General features: G+C 47.0%; 19 protein-coding genes. 11 read left to right on the forward strand and 8 right to left on the reverse strand.

Annotated elements, in window-relative coordinates:
• Positions 1 to 14 precede the first annotated feature (14 nt).
• The 8 genes from fhuB (at position 15) to HP567_RS06895 (ending at position 10,150) form a co-directional block, all read left to right on the forward strand.
• Entirely contained in the window at positions 15 to 2,075 is a 2,061-nt protein-coding gene (gene fhuB / locus HP567_RS06860) for a Fe(3+)-hydroxamate ABC transporter permease FhuB (protein WP_173610543.1), read from the forward strand.
• A 128-nt stretch (positions 2,076 to 2,203) separates the two neighbouring features.
• Entirely contained in the window at positions 2,204 to 3,784 is a 1,581-nt protein-coding gene (locus tag HP567_RS06865) for a helix-turn-helix domain-containing protein (RefSeq protein ID WP_229087952.1), read from the forward strand.
• Between the two features lie 117 nt (positions 3,785 to 3,901).
• Positions 3,902 to 4,927, forward strand: coding sequence for an ABC transporter substrate-binding protein (locus HP567_RS06870; protein WP_173610542.1), 1,026 nt, complete (start codon positions 3,902 to 3,904; stop codon positions 4,925 to 4,927).
• Positions 4,928 to 5,150: 223 nt separating this feature from the next.
• Entirely contained in the window at positions 5,151 to 6,209 is a 1,059-nt protein-coding gene (locus HP567_RS06875) for a fatty acid desaturase (RefSeq protein ID WP_173610541.1), read from the forward strand.
• A 63-nt stretch (positions 6,210 to 6,272) separates the two neighbouring features.
• Complete coding sequence (locus HP567_RS06880) at positions 6,273 to 7,415, forward strand: sensor histidine kinase (RefSeq protein WP_173610540.1); 1,143 nt, start codon at positions 6,273 to 6,275, stop codon at positions 7,413 to 7,415.
• The gene (locus HP567_RS06885; RefSeq protein WP_173610539.1) at positions 7,412 to 8,011 is read left to right on the forward strand and encodes a response regulator transcription factor; all 600 of its coding nucleotides are present in this window, start codon (positions 7,412 to 7,414) and stop codon (positions 8,009 to 8,011) included. Before HP567_RS06880 ends, HP567_RS06885 begins: the two co-directional genes overlap by 4 nt.
• A 165-nt stretch (positions 8,012 to 8,176) precedes the next feature.
• Positions 8,177 to 8,746 carry a helix-turn-helix domain-containing protein gene (locus HP567_RS06890; protein WP_173610538.1) on the forward strand — a complete coding sequence of 190 codons (570 nt, stop codon included), beginning with the start codon at positions 8,177 to 8,179 and terminating at the stop codon, positions 8,744 to 8,746.
• 183 nt (positions 8,747 to 8,929) lie between these two features.
• Positions 8,930 to 10,150, forward strand: a complete 1,221-nt coding sequence (locus tag HP567_RS06895; RefSeq protein ID WP_173610537.1) for a CynX/NimT family MFS transporter — start codon at positions 8,930 to 8,932, stop codon at positions 10,148 to 10,150.
• 55 nt (positions 10,151 to 10,205) lie between these two features.
• Here the strand turns inward: HP567_RS06895 and HP567_RS06900 are convergent, their stop codons facing one another.
• The 8 genes from HP567_RS06900 to HP567_RS06935 all read right to left on the reverse strand — a co-directional run bounded on the left by HP567_RS06900 (position 10,206) and on the right by HP567_RS06935 (position 15,084).
• The gene (locus HP567_RS06900; protein ID WP_173610536.1) at positions 10,206 to 10,730 is read right to left on the reverse strand and encodes a GNAT family N-acetyltransferase; all 525 of its coding nucleotides are present in this window, start codon (positions 10,728 to 10,730) and stop codon (positions 10,206 to 10,208) included.
• 166 nt (positions 10,731 to 10,896) lie between these two features.
• Positions 10,897 to 11,667, reverse strand: coding sequence for a matrixin family metalloprotease (locus HP567_RS06905; RefSeq protein WP_229087954.1), 771 nt, complete (start codon positions 11,665 to 11,667; stop codon positions 10,897 to 10,899).
• 323 nt (positions 11,668 to 11,990) lie between these two features.
• A complete protein-coding gene (locus tag HP567_RS06910) occupies positions 11,991 to 12,554 on the reverse strand; it encodes a hypothetical protein (protein WP_173610535.1) in 564 nt (187 codons plus the stop codon).
• Positions 12,555 to 12,774: 220 nt separating this feature from the next.
• On the reverse strand, positions 12,775 to 13,068 hold the full coding sequence (locus tag HP567_RS06915; protein WP_173610534.1) for a spore coat protein: 294 nt from the start codon (positions 13,066 to 13,068) through the stop codon (positions 12,775 to 12,777).
• Positions 13,069 to 13,079: 11 nt separating this feature from the next.
• Positions 13,080 to 13,274 carry a hypothetical protein gene (locus tag HP567_RS06920; RefSeq protein WP_173610533.1) on the reverse strand — a complete coding sequence of 65 codons (195 nt, stop codon included), beginning with the start codon at positions 13,272 to 13,274 and terminating at the stop codon, positions 13,080 to 13,082.
• A 27-nt stretch (positions 13,275 to 13,301) separates the two neighbouring features.
• The gene (locus HP567_RS06925) at positions 13,302 to 14,438 is read right to left on the reverse strand and encodes a zinc-dependent alcohol dehydrogenase (RefSeq protein WP_173610532.1); all 1,137 of its coding nucleotides are present in this window, start codon (positions 14,436 to 14,438) and stop codon (positions 13,302 to 13,304) included.
• Positions 14,439 to 14,453: 15 nt separating this feature from the next.
• Entirely contained in the window at positions 14,454 to 14,825 is a 372-nt protein-coding gene (locus HP567_RS06930) for a spore coat protein (protein WP_173610531.1), read from the reverse strand.
• Between the two features lie 13 nt (positions 14,826 to 14,838).
• On the reverse strand, positions 14,839 to 15,084 hold the full coding sequence (locus tag HP567_RS06935; protein ID WP_173610530.1) for a spore gernimation protein GerQ: 246 nt from the start codon (positions 15,082 to 15,084) through the stop codon (positions 14,839 to 14,841).
• Between the two features lie 206 nt (positions 15,085 to 15,290).
• On the opposite strand from HP567_RS06935, the gene HP567_RS06940 reads away from it, so the two are divergent.
• The 3 genes from HP567_RS06940 (at position 15,291) to HP567_RS06950 (ending at position 19,091) form a co-directional block, all read left to right on the forward strand.
• Positions 15,291 to 16,256: an ROK family protein gene (locus HP567_RS06940; RefSeq protein WP_173610529.1), complete on the forward strand. Its 966-nt coding sequence runs from the start codon at positions 15,291 to 15,293 to the stop codon at positions 16,254 to 16,256.
• Positions 16,257 to 16,360: 104 nt separating this feature from the next.
• Positions 16,361 to 17,425, forward strand: a complete 1,065-nt coding sequence (locus HP567_RS06945; protein ID WP_173610528.1) for a Gfo/Idh/MocA family protein — start codon at positions 16,361 to 16,363, stop codon at positions 17,423 to 17,425.
• A 73-nt stretch (positions 17,426 to 17,498) separates the two neighbouring features.
• Positions 17,499 to 19,091 carry a glutathione ABC transporter substrate-binding protein gene (locus HP567_RS06950; RefSeq protein WP_173610527.1) on the forward strand — a complete coding sequence of 531 codons (1,593 nt, stop codon included), beginning with the start codon at positions 17,499 to 17,501 and terminating at the stop codon, positions 19,089 to 19,091.
• The last annotated feature ends 38 nt before the right edge of the window (positions 19,092 to 19,129 follow it).

Here is a 19,129-nt window from a genome sequence, read left to right on the forward strand (position 1 = left end):
TAGCCAAAAGTAAAATGTTTACACGATCTAACATCACTCCAGCCACTTCCTCACAAAGAGGGGGCTGGAGATTGTTCTTGATGGTAGGGAGTGGACTGGTCGCTCTGTTGGTGCTTATATTTGTCAGTTTGACACAGGGAATGGCAGACATTTCTCTGCGTTCTGTTGTTCAGGCCATTATTGCTCCACAAGACATTTCCGATCACCACATGATTCAAGGTGTTAGGCTTCCGAGAACGGTCATGGGGCTTTTGTCTGGTGCAGCCTTGGCGATTGCCGGAGCTTTGATGCAGACAGTGACACGAAACCCGCTTGCTTCGGAAACGACATTGGGCGTAAATGCAGGTGCTTATTTCTTCGTGGTGTTCGGGATGGTTTTCTGGCCATCATTCTTGCATGACCATCCGCTTCCATTTGCGATGGCGGGCGGAATACTTGCAGCTGTTACCGTATATTTCATGTCTGGCGGGCAAAAAGGTACGCCTGTGCGTGTGGCTTTGTCCGGGATGATTGTCACCTTGGTGTACTCCTCCTTGACAAGTGCCATCATCTTGTTTAACGAAGAAACGACAAATGGCATTTTCCTCTGGGGATCAGGCTCCTTGAAGCAAAATGACTGGTCGGGTGTAGAATTCAGTTGGCCTTGGATTGTAGCGGGGATTTTGGTCAGCTTTTTCATGGCCAGGCAGCTTGATGTACTTAGCCTTAATGAAGAAACGGCGAAATCCTTGGGGCAAAAGGTAGCAAAAACACGGCTTTTCACCATGTTTATTGCGATCCTGGTTACGTGCGTCAGTGTCAGTGTGGTCGGGCCAATCGGTTTTATCGGACTCGTCGCTCCGCATCTAGTGCGATTGTCAGGCATCACCCGGCATAGATGGCTGCTGCCGCTATGTGCCATCTGGGGGGCAGCGCTACTTGTGGCTTCTGATACGATTGCACGTATGTTTATCAATCATTATGGTGAACTTCCGGCAGGAGCCATCACGGCTGCTATCGGTGGCCCATGGTTGATTTGGCTGGCTTTGCGTGTTTCGCGCAGCATGAGTGCTGGTACTGGAGGCTCGATGAGTGTCGGTGGAGCACAACGCAAAGTTTCGTATCCGTTGATTGTGTGCATTCTTGCTGTGTTGCTTGTGGTCGTTTGGATGATCAGCTTGTCTAGCGGAAACATGTACCTGCCGTGGACTGAGATCATCGCCATTTTCATGGGACAAGGAAACGAGATGTACAGTCAATTGGTGTTTGAGCTTCGGATGCCGCGACTGTTGACAGCGATGTTGGCAGGTGTGGCACTCGCGATCAGCGGAAGTCTCATGCAGAGTGCAGTACGTAATCCACTAGCTGATCCGCAGATTGTCGGTGTCACGAGCGGTGCGGGTGTAGGGGCGATTATCGTGCTCCTCGTGTTTCCTCAACTCTCGGCTTGGATGCCGCTAGGGGCCGTGGCAGGTGGGATCATCTCTGCTGCGATTGTGTACGCGGTCTCTTGGAGAAGAGGGCTCAATCCAATCATCTTGACGCTTGTAGGTATTGCGGTTTCTGCCGCAGGTGCCGCCTTGATCAATATCTTGATCGTACATTCCATGATTCTGGCAGCGCCCGCACTTACTTGGCTGGCAGGAAGTACATATGGGCGGGGATGGATGGAAGTAGGCCGCCTTTTGCCTGCGATCCTCGTTTTAGCACCGATCGCATGGTGGCTGGGACGTCGGGTGGACCTTTTGTCATTTAACGACGAGAGCTCGACTGGATTGGGGTTAAAGGTGCGGATGACGAGGTTGTCTGTGGCAGTCATCGCAGTGTTGCTCGCTTCAGCGGCAGTTGCCAGTGTCGGAGCCGTAGGATTTATCGGTCTTCTCGCTCCGCATGCAGCCCGTATGCTGGTTGGACCGCATCATCGCCGTGCAGTTGTCGTCTCAGCCATGCTTGGAGCTGTATTGCTGGCTGCTTCTGATTTGTTGGGAAGAACCGTCATGATCCCTAAAGATATTCCGGCGGGAGTAGTGGTGGCGTTGCTAGGTGCGCCTTATCTGTTCTTGCTGATGTTTCGTTCAAATCGTTCCTCACAATAACGTAGGCAAGGTAAGTACTTGCCAAATACAGAGATCTCCAACATGATAAAAGTAGAACAGGCTGATTCTTGCAATCAGCTTGTCTACTTTTTCTTGCTATTTTCCGGTGATAGAAGGATGTGAGTCTGTTGACGATTAATCAAGATTATCCTGGCTTCTTGATGACCGCCTTTCGCAAACAGCGATTGAAAAATTTTCACCTGCGTCATGTGGAGGTAAACACCCATGTCCTTTGTTATGTGGCAGAAGGACGTGCGGAGATGACAGTTGATGGTCAAAAGCAGGTGCTCGACGCCGGAAAGCTCTTGTTGTTTAGCCCGACGACAAAGATAGAAGAATTGCGGTGCCAATCAGGACCGTTGCACATATACAGGCTGCATTACGCGGAAACGAGACACGATCAGCACGAGAGCGCTCCCGAGAGGAAAGAAGTCGAGGTTTTGGCTGTCTCTACTCCCGCTTCATTTCTGACGGTATTGGAGGAACTCTCGCAATTGACACGGAAGCGGGACTACTCTTCTTTTTTGCGGAGCCAAGCGCTGCTATACGAGCTGCTTGGTATTGTTCATGATGAACAGAAAAAGAATGAGGAAAAAGGCATTGGAGCGATTGAGGAGACCATCGCCTACATGCAAAAACACTACCGTGAGTCATTGGAATTGGGAAGCTTGCCAAAACTGGCGGGGTTGACCCCCAGCTCTTATTGCCGTGCTTTCAAACGTGCGACGGGAATGACACCTGGGGAGTATTTGACTGGGCTGCGGATGGAGCATGCCAAGGAGCTGCTTGCCCATTCTGGAGGAAGTGTGAAGGATGTAGCTCGTAACGTGGGTTATGCCGATGAGCTGTATTTTAGTAGACTCTTCAAAAAACGCGAAGGATTGTCGCCGCAAATTTATATGAAGCAAGGTGACCAGCGGGTAGTCGTGGTCAGCAAGCTGTTCTTGCAGGATCATTTTCTCGCGATGGGAATTCAGCCGATTGCAGCCCCCTCCTTCCCGAACTACTTTGAAACGAGGACGGGCTTTCCTTCTTATTTGCAGCAAAAGCTGCGCGGGACAAAAGCACTGAATGCAGAGCGGTTGATTGATCCGAAAGAGATTTTGACTTTGTCGCCTGATGTGATTGTCAAAATGAATTTTTTTCACAATCGGGAGGCAGGAGACTGGGAGAAAATAAAAGGAACGGTCTTCTTTGACGGCTATCCGAACTGGATTGACTACCAAAAGAGATTGGCGACGCTTTTCAAGAAAGAGAGTCTGACAGAGAAAATCATCAAGCACATCGACATAGTGGAAAAACAAGCAAGGGATGCACTGTTACCGGTTACACGCACGGGTGAATGGACGATGATTCGCGTCCTTGCAGATGAGGTGCGCCTGTATGGTGTAGAGGGGCACGCCCTCGCTGACTTGTTTTATCACAAGCTTGGGTTTGCGCCTGATCAGAATGTGAATCACGCAGCCTATAAACCAAATGCGCTCAACGATCTGATCGAATTGAACCCGGAGAGAATCATCGTGTTCTGGAGTGAACGGGAGCATGTGGCAGCGCTGTGGAACAACCCGCAGTGGAGAGAGATGCGTGCGGTGCGGGAAAACAAAGTGTACCATCCCGCCAATCACGAATGGGACCCATGGGGACCGTTTGGCAGAGAGCATACGATTCAAAGGAGCACAGCGTATTTTCTCCAGGTCGCACAGAGATAATCTGGTCCATGGCAATTGGACAATCACGTCCATAGAAAAGGAAGAGGAGTCTCTATATACTATCAATTGATAATTGTTATCACTAAGTTGATAAGCAGAAGTGGGGGCATTCTCGATATGAAAAGTCAGACCAGTTTATGTACCATGCGCCACCTCATGACCAGCTTCTTCGCGCTGTGCTTGCTGGTTGTCCTTGCCGGTTGCGGAGGCAATGCCAATCAAGCTCAACAGACGCCAGCTGCATCGGGCACGACGACTGAGGCTACTCCGGCACCAGCACCAACCGATTCCATTGAAGTACGTGAAGTGAAACACGCAATGGGTACCACTCCGATTAAGGGAACACCAGAACGCGTAGTTATTTTAACGAATGAAGGTACGGAAGCTTTGCTAGCACTTGGCGTTAAGCCAATCGCTGCTGTACAGTCCTGGGATGAAGATCCTTGGTATCCTCACATCAAAGATCAGATGACAGGCGTAGAAGTGTTGGGCTTCGAAGACCAGCCAAATCTCGAAGCGATTGTAAGCCTGAGCCCTGATTTGATCATCGGAAACAAAGTACGTCATGAAAAGATTTACGATCAACTGTCCAAAATCGCTCCAACCGTATTCTCCGAAGAGCTGTCCGGTAGATGGAAAAGCAACTTCACGCTCTATGCTGAAGCAATGAACAAAAAGGCGGAAGGCGAGCAAGTCCTGAAAGAATTCGACGACCGCGTAGCTGCTGTGAAAGCAAAGCTGGGTCCTAAAGCTTCTACCAAAGTATCCGTAGCGAAATTCTCCAAAAAAGGTGTACAAATTTATCAAAAAGATACATTTAGCGGTGTGTTGCTCGATCAGCTGGGACTCGCACGTCCAGCTTCCCAGGACGTTAATAACTTTGCAGAAATGATCAGTGAAGAAGGCATGTCTGCTATGGACGGGGACATCCTGTTCTACTGGGTAACGGAGCCAACAAAAGAATCTCAAGACATTGCGAACAACGCAAAAAAATGGATGGAAAGCCCAGTCTTCAAATCTCTGAATGTGGCGAAGACCAATCAAGTTTTCCATGTAGACGAAACGGTGTGGAACAAAGCAGGCGGCATCAAGGCAGCGAATTTGCTGCTTGAAGATATCGTGAAGCGGCTCGATTTGAAGTAAGAACAATACGGTGTCAAGGCCAGAGACCTCATCCGAAGTATGGATGGGGTCTTTTTACTAAACCTAAATATTCCATCCATTTGTTCAACCATGACATTTGTCATGTCCTCGACTTGACGTTTATGACTACAGCGGCCAGACGCTATTTTCTACAATAAAGATAGAATAAAGTGTCCGGCGCACTCCACGTCTCTATGCGCTTCGGTCGAGGAGGAAACAATTGATGCATCAAGCCAATATTGCCGAGTTGAAAAAGAATGTTGCCCCCTTTGAAAAATCAGACATGAAAAAGAGTATCCGACAGCTAATCAATACGCTAGTTCCGCTGATTCTTCTCTGGTACGGAGCTTATCTCAGCTTATCTGTGTCCTATTGGCTGACGCTGCCTATCGTCATTGTCGCAGGTGGCTTCGTCATCCGTACCTTCATCATTTGCCATGATTGCTGCCACCAATCCTTTTTCAAAAATCGTCGGGCAAATGACATCGTGGGGACGATTACTGGTGTGCTTACCCTCATTCCGTATGAACAGTGGAAAAATAGTCACAATATTCACCATGCAACGAGCAGCAACCTCGACAAACGAGGTGTAGGCGATCTGTGGATGCTGACTGTTAATGAATATCTCGAAGCTCCTACCTGGCGTAAAATGGCTTATCGGCTGTATCGTAATCCAATCGTTATGTTTGGTTTGGGTCCTATTTTTGTCTTTTTGCTCCAATATCGTTTTAATGTAAAGCGAGCTCGCCGCAAAGAGCGGTTGAATACGTATTTGACGAATGTATTGCTGGTTGGTCTTTATGGGCTCTTAATCTGGGCGGTTGGCTGGCAAGCATTCCTGCTGATTCAAGGTCCGATCTTTTTTGTCTCGGGATTGTTTGGGATTTGGCTGTTTTATGTGCAGCATACGTATGAGGATTCGTACTTTGAGAACGAAGAAGAGTGGAGCTACGTGAAAGCAGCAGTAGAAGGAAGCTCTTACTACAAGTTGCCGAAGGTTTTGCAATGGATCACAGGCAATATTGGCTTTCACCACGTCCATCACTTAAGCCCACGTGTACCGAATTACAACCTGGAAAAAGCACATAACGAGACACCGCCGCTTCAGAAGGCGACAACGATTACACTGGCGGCAAGCGTGCAGTGCCTGCGTTTTCATTTGTGGGATGAGAGCAACAAGCGCTTTGTGAGCTTCAAAGGCATCAAGCGATTGGCTGCTGCTCGATCTGAAGTGATCATGGATGCACTCCAAGGCTCCAAACCGAGTTTGGAAGGAAAATAAGCCTGCCATAAACCCTTGATTTCCGATACACTTGAGAGAGTGCCGAAGAAAAGGTGGGCAAGCATGCAAAAGCAGAAGTGGTATCACATTCTTCAAAAAAATACGGGCTTGAGCCCTTATGTGTGGGTTGTCTTCTACATCCTGCCATTCTATTTCATCTTCCGGTCATCATCGACGTACGAAGCGGTGATCGGAATCATCATGATCATTCTGTTTTTTATTTGCTATGTATTCTCCTTTCTGTCAAAGGGCTGGCTGATTTACTTTTGGACGGGTGTGCAGATCATCATATCCATCGCGATGACCTTGATGTTCGGCTATGTGTATTTCTCGCTCTTTCTGGCGTTTTTTATCGGGAATATCGAGAACAAGATCGGCTTTGTTACGCTGTACACGGTTCATTTGATTAGCACCGCCATATCGGTCAACATCGGCTTTTTCACCAAAAACGCGCAATTGATTAGCCAGCTTCCGTTTGTTTTGGTTAGCATGGTTGCTGTCATTCTCTTGCCCGTGACTACGTACAACTGGAATAAGCGAGAGAAGCTGCAAGGAGAGCTGGAGCATGCGAACAAGCGGATTTCAGAGCTGGTCAAGCTCGAGGAACGCCAACGCATTGCCCGCGACCTGCACGATACGTTGGGGCAGAAGCTCTCCCTAATTGGGTTAAAAAGCGATTTGGCGAACAAGCTGATCAACAAAAATCCTGCTCTGGCGAGAACAGAGCTGGAGGAGATCAGGCAAACAGCGCGAATCGCTTTGAAGGAAGTACGGGAAATGGTCACGCAAATGCGTGGGACGCGGCTAGAGGATGAGATGTTTCGGATCAAGCAAATTTTCAAGGCAGCGGATATTGAATTCGTGTTGGAAGGTAACACGAATCTGACCAACACTTCGCTGATGACAGAAAACGTGTTGTGCATGTGCCTGAAAGAAGCGGTCAACAATATTGTGAAGCATAGCAACGCCACTGCCTGTTCCATTGTCATTGAACCCGCTCGTACCGATCTCGTCGTAAGCGTAACGGATAATGGCATCGGAATGGCGGAGGAATTGGTTTACCGAGGCAACGGTTTGCGTGGAATGAAGGAACGGCTGGAATTTGTCAACGGAAGCATGGAAATCCAGTCCTCCGTGTCTGGAACACAGCTAGTGATTCGGGTACCCAACATCTTCAAACAACCGGAACAGGAGGCGGGAAGATGATTCGCATTGTCATTGCAGAGGACCAGCGGATGCTCTTGGGAGCCCTTGCTTCCCTGCTCGATTTGGAAGAGGATATGAAGGTCGTCGGAAAAGCAAGTAATGGTGAGGATGCGGTCAAGCTCGTGCATCAGCATCAGCCCGACATTTGCATTATGGATATCGAAATGCCAGTCAAAAGCGGATTGGACGCTGCCGAGGAATTGAAAGGTAGCGGGTGCAAGGTGATGATTCTTACAACCTTTGCTCGCCCAGGTTATTTCGAACGAGCACTGAAGGCAGGCGCAAACGGCTACTTGCTCAAGGACAGTCCGAGCGAAGAGCTGGCCAGCTCGATTCGCAGCATTATGGCTGGGCGGCGGATCTATGCGCCTGAGCTGATCGATGAGGCGTATGGGCAGGAGAATCCGCTGACGGAGCGGGAAAAGGAAGTCCTGCTTTTGGTCGCTGACGGGAAGAACACCAAGGAGATTGCCAGTCAGCTGTACATTACGACAGGGACTGTGCGGAATTACATCTCCGTCATTCTCGACAAGCTCGGTGTGAGCAATCGGATCGAGGCGATTATGCATTCAAAGGAAAAAGGCTGGTTTAAGTAGCAGACCAGTTGAAGGAGGCCCTTTCTGTTTTGGCAGGAAGGGTTTCTTTTTTATGGGGTTATGATTGATGATCTGGTATATTTAATATGATTTCATCCACTATCGTATAGGCATGCTACTAGCATATTTTTTATAGATTCCATCTATAGTAAAGGGAGGCTTAAAATGAATCCAGAAACCGATGACCCTAAACAAGTTGTTCTTCAGGTTGGAGGGGTATTAAAAAAAATCCGTAAAGAGAAGCATTTGAGCCTGGAAGATTTATCAGAATTATCCGGTGTGAGCAAGCTGACACTTGGAAATATTGAGCGTGGAGAAACCAACCCAACAATCGGGGTGCTGTGGAAAATTTCGAAATGCTTATCTATTCCACTCTTGGCGTTATTCTCAACCGAAAACAGTGTGAATCTGTCCAGAGCCGGGAAGGGACTCAGAATTGCCGGGGATAATAAAGAGTGGGTCATTGAGCCAATCTTTCAAAACGTAAGCAATGAAATTGAAACGTGTAGAGCTTATTTACAACCGAATAGCTCATACCATCCAGAGAAGCATCACCACAATACAACGGAAATTGTGACAGTAATGTCAGGAACCCTTTCCATCCATGTAAATAATGAGTCGTACACCTTGAACCAATATGATTCGATTAGTTTTAGTGCAGATGGCACACATTCCTATATAAACCAGTCTGACGAGCTTGTTGTGCTCCATATTATATTGAAATACGGGGTCTAAAAATCGATCCCCTGTATGTTCATAGACTACCACGACTATGACCCTTTATCGACCGAATGGTTGCTAGAGGGTTTTTATTGTATTATAATATACGATATTGGTGGAAAAGTATATTATAATATATTTTTTCTTTGGTTTCGAATGAACTCCTGTATTCAATCTAATAGACAAAGAGGGAAAATAATGAGCACGCAAAAGATTAAATCAACTTCAAATGTTACTAGATCAGCAGTTTGGGTGGTTATTGTAGGGATCATATTTATTGCAGCTAATTTACGGGCCCCTTTAACCTCGGTGGGGCCTCTAGTTGGTCTTATTCGGGACGATGTTCATATTTCGAATACGCTGGCAGGTATGATTACCACGTTGCCCCTATTAGCTTTTGCACTTTTTTCTCCCATTGTTCCTAAATTAGGACGAAGGTTTGGCGTAGAAGTAATGATTCTAATTTCCATCCTCCTTCTTACTTTTGGGATTATTTTGCGTTCTCTCCCAGGAATCGCTACCTTATATATCGGTACTGCTGTTCTTGGGTTGGCAATTTCCGTTTCTAATGTGTTGTTGCCTAGCCTTATAAAGCGGGAGTTTCCTGGACAAATTGGTTTAATGACTGGTGTATATTCCATTTCTATGAATATATTAGGGGCAATCGCATCTGGCATTAGTGTTCCCATTGCAGTTGGATTAGGAGTTGGATGGCAAGGGGCACTGGGAATATGGGGCATTCTTAGTGTGGTATCCGTATTATTTTGGTTACCTCAAATGAAACGCCGCACTAGGGAAACAGCCACCGTTCAAAATCAATCGGCGGATAGTGGTGTGAATTTATGGCGTTCCGCACTAGCGTGGCAAGTAACCTTGTTTATGGGACTTCAATCTACGTTTTTCTATGTACTGATTACATGGCTACCTGAAATCTTAAAACAGCAAGGAACAAGTTCAGATCAATCTGGTTGGTTCCTATCCATTATGCAGTTAGCCTTGCTTCCCTTTACTTTTATCGTTCCGATTATCGCGGGGCGAATGTCCAGTCAACGTTCATTAGTTACGATTACGGCAATTTTACTTTTCATGGGAACGCTTGGATTACTTTATGGAAGCGCGAATTTCATTGTTTGGTGGATCATCATGCTCGGAATTGGCGGAGGTTTTGCATTTAGTTTATCGATGATGTTTTTTGGTTTACGTACAGAGAATGCTCAACAGGCTGCAGAGCTATCCGGTATGGCTCAATCAGTTGGTTACCTACTTGCCGCAATAGGCCCGACCCTTTTCGGATATCTGCATGATGTAACGGATAGCTGGACGGTTCCCCTGCTACTTTTGGTCGGTGCGTCAATCTTGCTCTTTATATTTGGGCTAGGCGCAGCCAGAAATCGCTCTATTGGTTCAAAAGCGACGTAAGCAAACCATTTCACAGGTATGGTGGCTTATTGCGTTGTGAAAGGCGTAAGATCTTTTACTTTTCCAACGTATAAAAACAGTCATTCACCATCTTGCCAGCGATTTCAGTGCTTTCGGGCACGATTTTATCCAGCTTCATTCCAGCCTTCTCCAAAACACGGCGTGAAGCGGCATGCTCTTCGGAACAAACAGCCGTAAATTTTTTGAAGCCAAATGTATCTACTGCAAAATCAAATACGCGTCTGATTGATTCCGTTGCATAGCCTTTGCCTTTGAATCCGTCCAGTATGATGAAGCCGACTTCCGCAGTGAGGGTCTCTCGGTTACGGGTGCAGATACTAATCAAGCCAACGTCGCTACCGGAGTCGGTTTCATGTATGATCCAGGTCAGCCAGTGGTTCGATTCGAGACTCCACGGAGCGAGTTCTTTCTCAAAGTTACGGCGGATATCTTCGTCACTCATGGTTGCTCCGATATGCTCCATCAGTGTCGGGTTGGAATAGATGGAGCGGATCAGCTCCCAATCGGGTAATGCCACTTTAGTGAGAGTCAGGCGTGCACTGAGAATTTGATTATTCATGGGGATTCTCCTTTGGGAATGGTAAGGAATATTTATAATCGTATACGCTGCTGCATGAGAAGGAAAGGGGGGATTACCAAGAGGCGGGCTGTTCATCAAAAAAAGCCGTCGACTTTTTCGACAGCCAAAAGAGTGCCTTGCATAGTCTATTTTGTGGGCAATAGCGTTATCGACTATAGATGTTTCGAAGCTCATTGATGTCGTTTTGGGTAGGAGTAGTGATTCTCGTTAACCAAGAGTTATTCATGATGGAGTGATCCGACCTATGATTTAGTCGTAGTACATGACCAATCTCATGAGTAGCCAAGGCTTCTAAATAAGCGGCGTTTCTGTTGCTTACTCTGTTCCATTGAATGACTGTGCCACCGGTAACTCTGGAGCCATTCGATTGCCACCAGCCAAATCCATCATACCCCCTTGCATAGCCTTCACCTAATGTAATGGGGGCGTTTTGTGTTGGTGTTAAGGAAACAATGCCTGTGTTGTTCCAGTTTTGTATGGCATTTTCATAGGCCTGTCTAAGAGCAGGGATATTCGTCGTAATGGTTACCTGATACGAAACCAAGACCTTGTTTTGATCGGTGGCAGGTGGGTTTCCGTTAATAAAAGCAGAAGCAACATAGTATTTCATGCCGTTTTTCTCGTAGAAGAACCATCTATTATCAGGGGAGCCCGTCCAATAGTCGGTTAGCGAGGTACCTCGGGTCCAACCAGAAAATTGTACTCGGGTATTTGGTTGAAGACTGTCGATGATAGCAGCAGAAGTAGTCGGTCCGGTACGGATATTGACAGGGATCGGTGCGGATACACCGCTAAAATCCACACGATATTCGGATTGATCCTGTGCGTTTGTCGGCGTAACAAAATATCCATTTACAAGAGTGACAAGAGTAATGGTGAGCAATAAAAGTTTACCCAATATTCGTTCTAACATCATGAGGCTCCTTTCCAAATAAGAGTTTTCATTGTTCCCAGTACAGTTCTCTGTGGACCTCCTTCTCATTTTTTTGATTACAAAAACAATTCCATTCCTACTAGTCCATCTTTTTTTAGTAATTTGAAATTGTTTTCCCAATGGTAAAATAAGCATCCAGTATTTTCAAGGCAGTTACGAAATAATTAACAATTTATACCATATTTAAACTAACAAGAAAAGTAAAAAAGCTGATGTCGATTGAGTTTCGACGTCAGCTTGTGGACAGGATGCATGCCATGAGTCTAGCTATTGGGGAAGCGGTTTATCCTATTATTCTGATTAGTCTATAGGCGCTTGATCAGGTTCATTGTTCCCGATGACCTGACAACAATCCATCCGTCAGGAATAGGCGAGCCTAGCATCACCCATACCTCCTGACCAGAGGATGCGTTGTTCAGATTTTTAAGCAGGTTCATGGTTCCAGTACTTCTGATTACAACCCATCCGTCAGGCATAGGGGAGCCGAGCATTACCCAAACTTCCTGATTAGAAGAGGCGCTGTTCAGGTTTTTAAGCAGGTTCATGGTTCCGGTACTTCTAATCACGACCCATCCAGTTGGCATAGGGGAACCGAGCATTACCCAAACTTCGTAACCAGTCGGAGCGTTGTTCATATCTTTAATCAGGTTCATATTGCCGGAAGATCTGATGACGACCCATCCGGTTGGAATAGGCGAGCCGAGCATTACCCAGACTTCTTGACCAAATGCGGCATTTTTGATTATTGTTTTTGAGGAGGCTGGTGCCTTCTCCTGTGAAGGTAGAGCGGCCCCGTGGGCTGTTACAGCTAAGCTTGGTACGGCGACAACTGAGCTTAATGTCAGGATGATCAAGGCTTTTTTAAACATGAACATCAACCTTTCATGACAGAGGTAATGTAGCTCTGAAACGCTCATCGAGTGGATGCCAGAAGTTGCGGTACTCCATCAAAAATAGTAGATGGATATCATTGCTTCCCTCCAACAAAAGCTATATATACCATTTTATAGGATATACTTTCTTTTTACTTTAGGAGATATTGTCGAATGGTAGACAAATTAAAAAGCACCCAAAAAAGGTGCTTTCACTTCACGAAAGATTTAACGCGGTCTGGATATTTTGCTGATCCAACTGAATCTGCTCGGTAATATTCCATGGATGATACCAGCCACGCTCAATCATGTACAGGCTGATCTTTTCATGCAAATCGATTGCTTCTTCCAATTGCTTGGTTAGTATTTCCTTAATTTCTGGGGTGCCTGTTTCCGTCAGTGCCATCGCATAGTTCCGCACACCGCTCTTTGTGGAGATGAGAAAGTCCATGGCGATTACTTGATCCGTGAGGCCACCCATACCAGCTAAGCTTTGAAGAATGCCAGTCATTTGTTGTCCCCCTATGAATTTGCTTTTGTCAGTAGAGAGCTCAGTTCCTGGAGCTGTCTGGTGGATACGAGAACATCGTCAGCCAACAGCTGTCCCAACGTCTCATCGGAAACCAGGCCTTGCATTGTCTTGGACTTGGTCATGCAAATGGTTTTAAAAGTAGCAATTTCGTGTAGTTCAAGCTGTTCATGCAATCCGTAACTCATCGCAGCAGCACCCTCCTTCTCATTTCATCAAGGCTTCAAAACGACTTTTATGCAATTGTCTGTTTTGGTATCAAATACTTCGTAGCCACGCTTTGCTTCACTCAAGGGAATGACGTGCGTAATGATGTCGCCTGGATCGACTTTTCCGGTGGTAATGAGCTCGTACATATAAGGCATGTAGTGGATCACAGGAGCTTGTCCGGAACGTATGTTGACATTGCGTTGCATGATGTCTCCAAGAGGGAAGGCATTATAGCGCCCGCCGTAAACACCGGTAATTTGGATTGTGCCGCCTTTGCGAACTGCTTGGGAAGCGATGACGATTGCCCCCATGGCGCCTCCTTGCAGCTTCAAACCACTTGCCAGAAACTCCAGATCGGACATTTTTCCATCCATACCAACAGCATCGATGACAACATCAGCGCCACCCTTCGTGATTTCTTTCAGGTAGTTACCGATATTTTCCTTTTGCTCAAAGTTAACGATTTCTACGTTGTTTGTACGCTTCGCATGTTGCAGGCGGTAATCGATATAATCAACCGCGATCACTCGTTTTGCACCTTTCAGCCAACAAAACTTTTGGGCGAGGAGGCCTACGGGGCCGCAGCCCAGAACAATCACGGTATCTCCGTTCTTGACACCAGCGTTATCTACGCTCCAATAGGCAGTGGGCATAGCATCGGCAATCAAGCATAGCTTTTCATCTTCTACTTCACAGTTTTCGGGGAGCTTGAAATGGGTAAAATTCGCAAAGGGCACCCGCAAATACTCCGCCTGCCCCCCAGGATAACCGCCAGTTGTGCCGGAATATCCGAAAAAACCACCCATATCGCCATTCTCATTTGAATTGTCACATTGGCTTTCTAAATCGTTTTTACAATAAAAGCATTCGCCGCAAGCAATCGTAAATGGAATGATGACGCGGTCGCCCTTTTTCAGCTTGGTTACACCGGGGCCTACCTCTTCAACAATACCCATTGGTTCGTGACCGATAATATAATCCTCTTGCAAATTGGGGATCATGCCATGAATTAAATGGAGATCGGACCCGCAAATGGCGGTGCTTGTCAATTTCACGATCATATCATCGGGCTTTTCAAGCTTCGGATCGGGCACCTCTTTTACCACTACGTTTTTAATGCCTTGGTAGGTAACGGCTTTCATCGATAAGTTCCTCCATCATTGGTGTTCATCTGGTGTCCGATCGAACATGCCTTTTCGCGAAGTATCTTCTGGGAAGAGATTCATTTGCCCGATTTGAATCGTTTCCAAGGCTGAGAGGTGGTCTAGTTGATATTGTTCATGAAGCTCGTAGGGATGGAACCATTTTTTACTGAGCATCAGTTCCGCGATTTCTTGATGAAGAGCAATTCCTTGGTGGAGCTGTTTCCGCAATATGGCTCTCGCTTCCGGAGTAACGGTTTCAGTTAGAGCGATGGCTGTGTTTCGGACGCCTTCTTTGGCTCGCATGAGGAAGTCCATAGCAAAAGTCATATCTGCCTTTTCCGGCATGTTTAATGCATTTATGGGATCTTGATAATCGTTGTTCATCAGATTTTCACCTTCAGTTTATGATGGGGGTCGGACGAGTTTGCGGGATCGGTGCCTGAAAGGGTGCGTTCTTGTAAATAGCCTGAAGCTCCGCGATTGCTTGCAAGGATTGCTCTACATCTTTTTGCATCAATGCTCGTAAATCCTGATCGAATACGATGCCTTGCATCAGCTTGGATTTGGCGAGGCAGAGTGTTTTAAAGTTAAGTACTTCATGAATATCCAGTGATTCATGGGCAGCCAGCGTCTGTTTATTCATGTACCATCCTCCTTTTGGGCGTTTTAACAGTTTTATTCTGTCCTATGTACTTCCTGGTATTCGAAAGAAGTTTCCGGGCGAGGTGGATTTTTTTGAATAGTCTGGACGTTGGGAGGTGTGTGTGCTACAAATAAAGCTAAGTTACATTTATAAAACCATTGGAGAAATTAATATCATGCGTTACGGTAAACAAAGGAGAGACGAGCATGGCAAAAGAGGAATATGCGATTGGGCTGGATCTGGGTGGGACAAAAATATTGGCTGGCCTGGTGGACCGTACTGGTCGATTGATTGCACGAAAGCAACTGCCTACGTACGCGGAAGAGGGAGAAAAGGCAGTAATTGAAAGGGTGTTGTCCGCCACGCACGATGTCCTGTCAACAAGCGGCATCAATTCCGAAGAAGTATGCGGGGTTGGAATCGCTTCCGCTGGTGTGATTAACAGCGATAGTGGCGAGGTCATTTTTGCGAGCAATCTGGGCTGGCGAAATGTTCCGATTGGCACGTTGATTGGGCAAAGATTCGGATTGCCTGCTCGACTGTTCAATGATGCGAATGCTGCGGCGGTTGCGGAGTGGCTATGGGGTGCAGGTGTCGGTACACGAAATATGATTTACGTCACAGTCAGCACAGGGGTTGGGGCTGGAATCGTTAGCGACGGACGTTTGGTTTCAGGTAGAGATGGAAGTGCGGGTGAGTTCGGCCATATCTCAATCGATTGGAACGGACCGCCATGCCGCTGTGGTAATCGTGGATGCCTGGAAAACTACGCTTCTGGTACTGCTATCGAAAACGCCGCCCGTCAAAAATTGGCATCTACGAAGGAGCCCGGTACCAATCGAATCCTTGTTGAAAAGGGAGAGCTGTCGGCAAAAGAGATCAGTGAAGCTGCGCTGGCAGGAGATCCATTTTTCGCGCAAATCGTAAAGCAAGCCGGGTTTTATTTAGGCATAGGAGCAGCCAATCTAATCTATATGTTTAATCCGGAGGTCATTGTCTTTGGAGGCGGGGTTATGAACGCATCTGGACTAATGCTTCCAGAAATCGAAAAGAGTATGAGAGATAGAACCATCTCTGGATTGGCGAATGAAGTGCGGGTGGTCACAAGCCAAATCGGGGTGGAGGCCGGAGTGATGGGAGCGGCAGGGGGAGTTTTTGAATCCAATTTTTAATTGAAATCCGTATTGCAAAAATTAAAACAATTTTGTATCATTTTATTAATTACTCCACTGAAAAAATTAATTAACAAATGAGAACCAAGGAGGAAGACAGCATCATGGCAAAAGTGAGAGTTGCGGTGATTGGTGCAGGATCTATTTCAGACATGCACTTGCAATCGTACCAGCAAAACGAGCGTACAGAAATTCGTGCCGTCGTCGACTTCAACGAGGAGCGCGCTCGGGAAAAAGCTCAGAAGTACGGGGCCGAGACCTATTACAGCAAGCTTGAGGATGTTTTTGCAGATGAGCAGGTAGACGCAGTGAGTATTTGTACGTGGAACAACACGCACGCTGATATTGCCATTGCTGCCCTTAGGGCGGGTAAAGACGTGCTTTTGGAAAAGCCTTTAAGTACAACAGTTGAAAGCGCTCTCCTGATAGAAAAGGCCGTAAAAGAAAGTGGCAAGCTTCTCCAGGTGGGCTTTGTGAGAAGGTACGATACGAATGCGCAATTGCTCAAGCAGTTCATCGATGCGGGCGAGCTGGGCGAGATTTATTACGCGAAGGCATCCTGTCTGCGTCGCTTGGGAAATCCGGGAGGCTGGTTCGCTGACAAGGACAGATCTGGTGGAGGTCCGCTGATCGATCTCGGGGTACATGTCATTGATCTGTGCTGGTATTTGATGGGCTGCCCAAAAGTAACGACCGTCAGTGGCAATACATACAACAAGCTGGGCAATCGCGCCAACGTCAAAAATCTTTCCTTTTACAAAGCCGCTGACTACGACCCTTCCCAAAACACTGTCGAGGATATGGCCAATGCACTCATTCGCTTTGAAAACGGAGCGTCTCTTTTCGTGGATGTGAGCTATACACTGCATGCAAAAAAAGACGAGCTGGCCGTCAAGCTGTACGGAGACAAGGGAGGCGCAGAGGTAGAGCCAGAGTTGTCCATCATTGCAGAAAAGCATGACACGATCCTGAATGTCAGCCCGCAGATGGATAAACTATCGTTTGATTTCAAGCGAGGCTTCCAAAATGAGATTGATCACTTTATCGCATGTATATTGGGTGAAAAGGAAACGCTTAGCCCAGTGCAGGACGGTGTGGAGATGATGAAGATTCTGTGCGGTATTTACGAATCAGCTGCGACCGGAAGAGAAATCGTATTTACCCGATAACCGGCAGGCTAGACCTATCCATGGACATCCAGATAACACCCATAGCGTACATGAAGACAAGGGGGAAAAGAAAATGAAAAAAGCATCGTTTTTGCGAACCGCATCCGTCTTACTTTTTTCAGTGGCTTTACTTTTCGGATGTTCCAGTGGCGGTGGCAATGGCAATGGTAGTGGAACTCCTGCAGCTTCCAATGGGGGGACAACGACGGGAGCGCCGCAAAAGGATCAGATGGTCATCGCCGTAAACGAAAACTTCATCACGATGGACCCGCAAAATACAGGGGATGCACTGTCATCAGGTGTCCAAAGCGCGATGTTCGAAGGGCTTTTGATTTACGACAAGGATTTGAAGCTCATGCCGGGTTTGTCGACTGAATATTCGGTGAATGAAGATGCAACAGAGTACACCTTCAAGCTCCGGCAAAATGTAAAGTTCCATGACGGCACACCTTTCAATGCCGAAGCAGTCAAAATCAACTTCGACCGGATGAGTAACAAAGACAACAACCTGAGAGCTTATCGGAACTACAAATACATCAAGTCCACAGAGATTGTCGACGAGCACACAGTAAAAGTGACGCTGAACCAGCCGTTTTCCGCGATGATCAACAAGTTCACGACCGGAATCATCAGCCCGGCGGCTCTGGAGAAGTACGGCAAAGACATTACCAAAAATCCAGTCGGTACAGGTCCATATAAATTCGTGGAATGGGTACAGGGTGACCATCTGACGGTAGAGCTTAATCCGGATCACTGGAACAAGGGAGCTGCCAAGGTCGGTAAAATCGTCTACAAACCCGTTCCTGAAAACGGTTCCCGCGTAGCCATGCTGAAGACGGGTGAAGCCGATGTCATCTATCCGTTGCCAGAGCAGCAAGTAGAGACACTGAACGGTGAAGAGGGAGTAAAGGTAGAGCGCACACCTTCCACTATCACCCGGTATGTTTCGATCAATATGCTGAAAAAGCCGTTTGATGATCCACGCGTTCGCCAAGCTATCAACCATGCAGTCGATAAAAACGCGTTCATAAAAGTCGTGAAATCCGGGTATGGCGCACAACTGGAATCCGTGATGTCCCCGACGATTGCCCACTATGCGAAGCAAGGCGCGTATGAATACAACATCGAAAAAGCGAAGCAGCTTTTGAAAGAAGCAGGCTACGAGAACGGCTTCACTACCGATATCTGGGGCAATACGAACTCGGATACGATGAAGGGCATGCAATTCATTCAGCAACAATTGCAAAAGGTCGGCATCACCGTTGAAGTGAAATCGATGGAAGAAGCCACGCTATCCGATGAAATCTACGGCATCAAGTCGCCAGAAGAAGCGAAGATGAACATGTGGTACGTAAGCTGGTCCTCTGCTGATCCAGACAATGCGATGCGTTCGTTGTTTAGCAGCGAGAACTTCCCGCCTGCGGGAGCGAACACGGCTTTCTACAAAAATGACCTTGTCGACCAAAGCATCAAGGAAGCGACACAATCGTCAGACCAAGACAAGCAAAAACAATTGTATGGCGTCGTGCAAGAAAATGTGTTTAAAGATGCACCATGGATTTTCCTCGCAGTCGATGAAATCTTGTACGGAAAACGCGCGAACGTGAACGGTGTTTATATCACACCAAGTGGCGGCATCTATGTAAGGGAAGCGGCGTTCCAATAATACTTGAAGCAGCGTTCGGGCATTGTCTGCCGCTGGGC

It is taken from the genome of Brevibacillus sp. M2.1A, assembly GCF_013284355.2.
Lineage (GTDB): Bacteria > Bacillota > Bacilli > Brevibacillales > Brevibacillaceae > Brevibacillus.